Here is a 7,740-nt window from a genome sequence, read left to right as displayed (position 1 = left end):
TGATCGAGGTGGTACGGGCCTGCATGCGTGCCGAGTCGCTCGCCGAGGAAGCCGAGTTCTTCTCCTTCGGCACCAATGACCTCACGCAGGCGACCTTCTCATTCTCGCGTGAGGATGCCGAGAACAAGTTCCTGCCGCTCTACAACCAATCCGGCATCCTGCAGGACAACCCCTTCGAGGTGTTGGACGTGAAGGGCGTGGGCAAGCTGATGCAGCTGGCCGTGGATTGGGGGCGCTCGGTCAAGCCCAACCTGCATGTCGGCATCTGCGGCGAGCACGGCGGCCACCCCGCGTCCATCGCCTTTTGTCATGAAGCGGGGTTGGACTATGTCAGCTGCTCGGGTCCGCGAGTGCCGGTCGCCCGGCTCGCGGCGGCCCATGCGGCGCTGAAGGCGGCTCGATAGGGTCGGGACGGTTGACAGGCCAGGGATGGTCGTTCATTGCAGGAGAGGAGAATGCGGCCAGGCGGTTCGGTACCTGACCCGAGCCGCATGTTCACGCCGTGGCCGCGGCGCTCTCAAGGCTTGATATAGGTGTAGCCCTGCTGCTGGAGCCGCGACAACTCAGCAACACCGCTCGGGACGATATCCGCTTCGCTCACGTCGTACATGTCGTCGATCTCGACATCGCGACCCTTCAGCGTGTTTGCGCAAACCTCGAACGCCACGCCTTGTTGCTTTAGTCCATCGATCCGGGCGGCCATGTCCGCGTCGGCGTTGGCTGCCTTCATCTTGGTGCCCTCCAAGGCGTCGGGCTCGAGGAGCAACGAGATGCCGTCGCCGTGCATGACCACCTTGACCTCGATGTTGTCGGCCCCGACCGCGTCGATGTGATTCTGAATGTTGCGCAGAGCGGCGGTCTGTGTTGCCGCATCGTCGACGTTGATATGGTAGACGACCTTCTGCGCAGGGTATCGCTCGTCGGCGTAAGGGGCACCGGCGACCAGCAGGAAGAGGGATGAAGCCAGGATGATGCGGTTCATTGGATTTGATCCGATGGTGGTTGTTGTCGGTTCTCGTGCGCGAGGGTCGGCCGGGTCCGCATGCAACGCGATGCACACATCTGCCGATGCGTCGCGTATGCAGCCTCCAATGGATCTCCGACCCCGTTTGTGAGGATATGACAAGAACCACTCGGGTATTTCAGTGTTTTTAACACGGGTATTACCAAAGGATCCCGACGGCGTTTCGCCGTAGCGGCCGACACCCGGCGGGTGAGGCGTTGGATGACTAAGATTGTCAACTTCGACAAAACCTTGCATGCGGCACGAAGCGGTCAACTGCCGGATCTGGATTAAATGATGACGGTGTCTTCCTCGTCATCCGGATCGAGTGCATCCCGGTACTGCTCCAACAAGGCCGCTGCGGTCTCCGGCTTGCCGAAGCAGGCGAGGTGATAGAGTGCCTCGCCCTCGGTAATGAGCGGGAGATTGGTGCGGCCGATGACGATGCCGCTCACCGGCGAGAGTACCGGGTCGTCGACCGGCCGGAAGGGGTCGGTGATGATGCCCAGGGTGTCGCCCTTGTTGACGTGGGCGCCGAGCGGAGTGAGAGAGAGCAGGATGCCGCTCTGATTGGCACGGACCCAGACGCTCGATCGGGCGACGAGCGGCTCGTGTCCGATCGCGCGGCGCGGCGCGGTGGATCGGATCATCCCGATGTGACGCATGACGCCCAAGATTCCGCGCAGACCGGCGCGCACGGCAAACTCGTCGAAACGTAGCGCCTCGCCCCCCTCGTAGAGCAGGATGGGGATGTCGCGCGCGGCGGCCTCCGCGCGAAGCGATCCGGGGCGTATCTCCGCGTCGAGGATGACCGGCGTCTCGAATGCCTTCGCCAACCCCGGCATGTCATCGCTCGCGTTGAGTGTGACGCGGATTTGCGGCAGGTTCTCGCGGTGGATCGCCCCGGTATGGAGATCGATCCCGTGGGTAGATCCCTCGACAACCTCACTAATGAGGGTCGCGGCCAAGCGTGCCGCGAGCGAGCCCTTTTCCGAGCCCGGAAAGCTGCGGTTCAGGTCACGCCGGTCGGGTAGGTAACGCGACTGGCGTACATACCCGTAGACGTTGACGACCGGTACGGCGAGCAGGGTACCGAGCAGGCGGCTCAATGACTTGTGCATGAGCAACCGGCGAATAATCTCGACTCCGTTGATCTCGTCGCCATGGACGGACGCCGTGACGAAAAGACGCGGGCCGGGCTTGCGGCCTTGAACCACATGCACCGGCATGAAGACCGGTGTGGTGGTGTAGAGATTGGGGAGCGGGATGTCAACCCGGGCGCGCTGCCCGGGTTGGATCTCGCGACCGGCGATGGTGACTGATTTTGCGGTCATCGGCTGGCGTCCTTGGAGACAGACGCCGCGATCTTGTCATGAAATTGCCATCTTGTGGGGTTTGGCTTTCGGGCTCCTGCCTCCTGCCTTCAGCCTTCAGCTTTCAGGCTGACGGGACCCGTTGAGCCGCAAAGGCGATGCAGGATAATGCTGACGGCTGACAGCTCGCCACTCACCCCTGCCCCCGCGTACGCGTCTTGCCGAGCACTGCGTTCTTCTCGACGAGCTCGATCATTTGCGATGCGATGTCCTTGCCGGTGGCACGCTCGATGCCCTCTAGTCCGGGGGATGAGTTGACCTCCATCACCACTGGGCCGTGGTTGGAGCGCAGGATGTCGACGCCGGCGACGTTCAGACCCATGATCTTGGCGGCTCGGGTGGCGGTCGAGCGCTCTTCGGGCGTGATGCGGATCAGCGACGCGCTTCCGCCGCGATGGAGGTTGGAGCGGAATTCGCCGGGCTTGGCTTGGCGTTTCATGCTCGCGACGACCTTGTCGCCGATCACGAAACAGCGGATGTCGGCGCCGTTTGCTTCTTTGATGTATTCCTGGACCAGGATGTTGACCTTGAGGCCCATGAATGCCTCGACCACGCTTTCCGCGGCTTGTTGGGTCTCGGCCAGCACGACGCCGATACCTTGGGTGCCTTCCAAGAGCTTGATGACCAGCGGGGCGCCGCCGACCATCTTGATCAGATCCTCGACATCGTCCGGTGCGTGGGCGAACCCGGTGATGGGCAGACCGATGCCTTTGCGCGCGAGCAGCTGCACGGAGCGGAGCTTGTCGCGAGCGCGGGTGATGGCGACCGATTCATTCAGGGGATAGACCCCGAGCATCTCGAACTGACGCAACACCGCCGTACCGTAGAAGGTGACCGAGGCGCCGATACGCGGGATGACGGCGTCGAAGTCTCTGAGCTCTTCGCCTCGATAGTGGATCGAGGGTGCGTGCGAGGTGATGTTCATGTAGCAACGCAGGACGTCGACGACCTTGGTTTCGTGTCCACGCATGCGCGCAGCCTCGACGATGCGCCGAGTCGAATAGAGCGTCGGGTTGCGCGAAAGGATGGCGATTCTCATGGCGAAGCCTTCTCGTGATGGGTCTTATCGTCCCGATGGACGCGGGTCTGGGATATGGAGGCGTGCGGCCCACGGCGAGCGGGACTGCTCCGGGGTTGCGTTTGATTCGAGCTCGCGAACGGGCGGGCCTGCATGATACCGAGAACGCGCCGTTGAGATCACTCGGGTATGCTCGACCGGACGTCCTACGCTTCGACTCCGCTTAGTCCGTCTGGTTGCGGTGCCGCCTGCATCGGGATCTGCCTCGGAAGCGAGGGGATCCGTGCGGCGCGCTCCGGCTCACGTGCGCTCGCTCTCCCGCAAGGTTGCGATCAGCATGACGACGACGCCGATACTGATGGCGCTGTCCGCAACGTTGAACGAGGGCCAAGGATTGAAAAGGGCAAGCGGGATAAGAGGAAGATAAACCTGAATGAAGTCGACGACATGACCGAGCAGAACTCGGTCGATCAGGTTGCCCGCGGCACCGCCGATCAAGAGCGCCAGTCCGAACGCAAGCACGCCCTCTTCGGATTTCAGGCGCAGTAGCCAGACGGTGAGTGCAACCGTGATGCCCACGGCAACAAGGGCGAACAGCCAACGCTGCCAGCCGCCGGCATCGGCCAGAAAGCTGAAGGCGGCGCCGGTGTTGAACATCAGGGTCAGGTTGAGGTTCGGGATCAGCTCGATGACCTCGAAGGGCTCGAGCAGCCCCAGAACCAACCACTTTGTGGCCTGGTCCAGCACCAGAACGGCGAGCGAGAGCCAGAGCCAGTGTTTCATGACGCGGCTTCTGGTGCTTGGGCCGCTCGCCGAGCGGGTCGCCGAGTCGACCGGTGAGGCGTCTGTCGCCGACGTGTGCGACTTAGGCATAGCGGCGGACCTCGCCGCTGCCCGCGACATTTTCCACGCAACGTCCGCAGAGCTCCGGATGCTCGGCGTGTGTTCCCACGTCGGGCCGATGATGCCAACAACGTACGCACTTGGTGTGTTTCGAGGGGCGGACCCGTACGGCGAGCCCCTTCAGCTCGGTCTCGACCGCATCCTGCGGCTGCTCGCTTGACGGGTGCAGGCGGACCTCGGAAGTGATGAGTGCGAAGCGCAGTTCGTCGCCCAAGCGACCGAGCAGGGCGGCGAGGGGCTCGGAACAATAGAGATCCAGCTCGGCATCCAGCGACGAGCCGATCAGCCCCGCCTTGCGTGCGGTCTCCAGCGCGGGTCCGGCGGCGAGACGGGTCGCGATGACCTGATCCCAGAAGGCACGGTCCATCGGGTCGCCGTCGGCGAGCGGGAAGAGCCCCTCGTACCAGGTTTCGACGAAGACGGTTTCGGCGCGCTCGCCCGGCAGATGCTGCCAGATCTCCTCGGCGGTGAAACTGAGGATAGGCGCGAGCCAACGGCTCATCGCCTCGGCGATGTGATACATCGCGGTCTGACAGGAGCGTCGCGGTAGGCTGTCCGCCGGCGTGGTGTACTGACGGTCTTTGATGACGTCGAGATAGAAGGACCCCATGTCGACGACGCAGAACTGCTGGACCTTCTGATAGATGAGATGGAACTGATAGTCGCGATAGGCATCGATGACCTCCTGCTGAAGCCGGAAGGCGCGATCGACGGCCCAGCGGTCAAGCTCGAGCAGGGACTCGGGTGCGACCCGATCGGTGGCCGGATCGAAGCCGTTGAGGTTGGCGAGCAGGAAGCGCGCGGTGTTGCGGATGCGCCGATAGGCATCCGCGGTGCGTTTCAGGATCTCGTCGCTGACGCCCATCTCGGCGCGGTAGTCGGTGGCCGCGACCCACAGACGGATGATGTCCGCGCCCAGGGTCTTCATGACATCCTGCGGCTTGACCACGTTGCCCTTGGACTTGGACATCTTCTCGCCCTTGGCATCGACGGTGAAACCGTGGGTGAGGACTTGCCGATAGGGCGCACGGTCGTACATGGCCACCGAGGTCATGAGCGAGCTTTGAAACCAACCGCGATGCTGATCCGAGCCTTCCAGATAGAGATCGGCGGGCGCGCGCAGTCCGTCGCGATGCTCGAGCACGCAGGCATGCGTGACGCCCGAGTCGAACCAGACATCCAGGGTGTCGTGGACCTTCTCGAACTCCGCGCCTTCGGTCTCGCCGAGTAGATCGGCCGGCTCGAGCGCGAACCATGCCTCGATGCCCTGCTGCTCGACCCGGCTTGCGACCTCTGCGATCAGCTCGGCCGTGCGCGGGTGCAGCTCGCCCGTGACCTTATGGACGAGGAGCGTGATGGGCACGCCCCAGGTGCGCTGACGCGAGATACACCAGTCCGGTCGGCCTTGGACCATGCCTTCGATCCGGCTCTGACCCCAATCGGGCATCCAGCTCACATGGCGGATCTCGCGCAGGGCGGCCTTGCGCAGCCCCTGCTTCTCCATGCCGATGAACCACTGCGGCGTGGCGCGGAAGATGATCGGCGTCTTGTGCCGCCAGCAATGCGGATAGCTGTGAGTGAAACGGGTGGCCAGCAGCAGTGCGCCTTTGGCCTTCAGGGTCTCGACGACCTGCTCGTTGGCCTTGAAGACGTTTTCGCCCGCGAAGAGCGGTGTGTCGGGCAGAAAACGTCCGTCGCCGCCGACCGGGTTGTGGACCGGCAGGTGGTAGCGCTGGCCGACGATATAGTCCTCCAGACCATGGCCCGGCGCGGTGTGGACGGCCCCGGTGCCGGCGTCGAGCGTCACATGCTCGCCGACGATCACGGGCACCTCGCGATCGTAGAAGGGGTGTTTGAGCTTGAGTCCTTCGAAGTCGATCCCGCGACCGTAGCCGAGCACCCGATACTGCTCGATCCCCCAGCGGGCCATGGTGTCCTTGAGCAGTCCCTCGGCGACGATCAGACGCTCGTGGCCCTGCGCGGACTCGACCGCGACGACCACGTACTCGAGCTCGGCATTGAGTGCGACCGCCTGGTTGGCCGGAAGGGTCCAGGGCGTGGTGGTCCAGATCACGATCGAGGCCGGACCTTCGCCGCAGCCGTTCGGCGTGCCGTGACAGCGCGCTTCGAGCGACTCGGGCTCCACGACCGGGAAGCGCACGTCGATCGCAATCGATTGCTTGTCGGCATATTCGACCTCGGCCTCGGCGAGCGCGGAACCGCAGTCGATGCACCAGTGCACCGGCTTGAACCCCTTCTGCACATGGCCGTTGGCGATGATGCGCCCGAGCGAGCGGATGATCTCGGCCTCGAACGCGAAGTCCATCGTCAGATAGGGGTTGTCCCAGTCGCCGAGGACACCCAGACGCTTGAAGTCGGCGCGTTGGCCGTCGACCTGCTTGGCGGCGTAGTCGCGACAGGCGACGCGAAATTCAGCGGCGCTGATCTTATGCCCCGGTTTGCCCTTCTTCTTCTCCACCTGGAGCTCGATCGGCAGCCCGTGGCAGTCCCAGCCGGGTACATAGGGCGCATCGAAGCCATCGAGCGTGCGCGCTTTGACGATGATGTCTTTGAGCACCTTGTTGACCGCATGGCCGATATGAATCTCGCCGTTCGCGTAGGGCGGGCCGTCGTGGAGGATGAAGGTCGGAGCACCCGCGCGGGCCTGGCGGATCAGGGCATAGAGCGCCATCGACTCCCAGCGCTCGAGCATCGCGGGCTCGCGCTGGGCGAGGTTTGCCTTCATCGGGAAGCCCGTGTTCGGGAGATTCAAGGTGTCTTTATAATCGGTCACGTGGCTTGGTCTCGGTGCGTCGGAAGGGGTCGCGTCGGAGACTCGGAGGGGCTCCGGGGCGAACAAAGCACGATTGTGGCTCGCTCGGCCGCGTGAGGCAAAGGCGATCGCGTCCGAGTCCGAACCCCGAGCCGACTCAGGGCTGGAGGCTGGCGCCCGGCGGCTGAGGGCTGTCAAGGTCATGCGGCCCGGCCGAGCGTAGATACTCGCGCGCGACCCGCGCATCGACTTGGATCTGCTCCTTGAGGGCATCGAAGGATTCGAAACGCTTCTCGTCGCGCAACTTCAGCCGAAATTCGACCTCTAGGTGGTGCCCGTAGATCTCTCGATCGAAGTCGAAGAGATGGACCTCGAGGCGATAGTCTTTGCCGTTGACGGTCGGGCGTGTTCCGACATTCGCCACGCCCGGCAGCGGGGTCGGGCCGAGACCGGACACCATCACGGCGTAAACCCCGCGCACCGGACTGAACCTGCGGTGTAGGTTGATATTCGCGGTCGGAAAGCCGATGCCGCGACCGCGCTTGGCGCCATGGGAGACGCGGCCTTTCATGCGGTAGGGGCGCCCGAGCAGGTGCCGGGCCTGCTCGAGGTCGCCGCGACCGAGCGCCTCGCGCACCCGGGTGCTGCTGATCCGCTCGGTACCGTGCGT

7 protein-coding genes are annotated in these 7,740 nt (G+C 64.0%); 1 reads left to right on the top strand and 6 read right to left on the bottom strand.

The window, feature by feature from the left end:
• Positions 1 to 404: putative PEP-binding protein (locus GPT33_RS15375; protein ID WP_363929414.1), on the top strand; the 404-nt coding region annotated here is incomplete at its 5' end.
• Between the two features lie 113 nt (positions 405 to 517).
• On the opposite strand, the gene GPT33_RS15370 is transcribed toward GPT33_RS15375, so the two are convergent.
• From GPT33_RS15370 to ribF, 6 genes are all read right to left on the bottom strand, one after another.
• On the bottom strand, positions 518 to 982 hold the full coding sequence (locus tag GPT33_RS15370) for a DsrE family protein (RefSeq protein ID WP_296810507.1): 465 nt from the start codon (positions 980 to 982) through the stop codon (positions 518 to 520).
• A 311-nt stretch (positions 983 to 1,293) separates the two neighbouring features.
• Complete coding sequence (locus GPT33_RS15365; protein WP_296810505.1) at positions 1,294 to 2,337, bottom strand: succinylglutamate desuccinylase/aspartoacylase family protein; 1,044 nt, start codon at positions 2,335 to 2,337, stop codon at positions 1,294 to 1,296.
• A gap of 172 nt (positions 2,338 to 2,509) precedes the next feature.
• Positions 2,510 to 3,415 carry a 30S ribosomal protein S6--L-glutamate ligase gene (rimK, locus tag GPT33_RS15360; protein ID WP_296810502.1) on the bottom strand — a complete coding sequence of 302 codons (906 nt, stop codon included), beginning with the start codon at positions 3,413 to 3,415 and terminating at the stop codon, positions 2,510 to 2,512.
• Between the two features lie 279 nt (positions 3,416 to 3,694).
• Positions 3,695 to 4,177 carry a signal peptidase II gene (lspA, locus tag GPT33_RS15355; RefSeq protein ID WP_296810500.1) on the bottom strand — a complete coding sequence of 161 codons (483 nt, stop codon included), beginning with the start codon at positions 4,175 to 4,177 and terminating at the stop codon, positions 3,695 to 3,697.
• An 82-nt stretch (positions 4,178 to 4,259) separates the two neighbouring features.
• A complete protein-coding gene (gene ileS, locus GPT33_RS15350; RefSeq protein WP_296810490.1) occupies positions 4,260 to 7,091 on the bottom strand; it encodes an isoleucine--tRNA ligase in 2,832 nt (943 codons plus the stop codon).
• A 136-nt stretch (positions 7,092 to 7,227) separates the two neighbouring features.
• Positions 7,228 to 7,740, bottom strand: a 513-nt coding sequence (gene ribF, locus GPT33_RS15345; protein WP_296810487.1) for a riboflavin biosynthesis protein RibF, incomplete at its 5' end; no start/stop codon positions are given.

Origin of the sequence: Thiocapsa sp. (assembly GCF_011390875.1) — a bacterium.
Lineage (GTDB): Bacteria > Pseudomonadota > Gammaproteobacteria > Chromatiales > Chromatiaceae > Thiocapsa.
The sequence above is the reverse complement of the archived record's forward strand: the minus strand, read 5'-3'. Positions and strand labels throughout refer to the sequence as shown.

Bases quoted from the DNA above. Each gene is read 5' to 3' on its own strand.
- rimK (WP_296810502.1), bottom strand. From the start codon at position 3,415: ATGAGAATCGCCATCCTTTCGCGCAACCCGACGCTCTATTCGACTCGG.
- GPT33_RS15365 (WP_296810505.1), bottom strand. From the start codon at position 2,337: ATGACCGCAAAATCAGTCACCATCGCCGGTCGCGAGATCCAACCCGGG.
- GPT33_RS15370 (WP_296810507.1), bottom strand. From the start codon at position 982: ATGAACCGCATCATCCTGGCTTCATCCCTCTTCCTGCTGGTCGCCGGT.
- lspA (WP_296810500.1), bottom strand. From the start codon at position 4,177: ATGAAACACTGGCTCTGGCTCTCGCTCGCCGTTCTGGTGCTGGACCAG.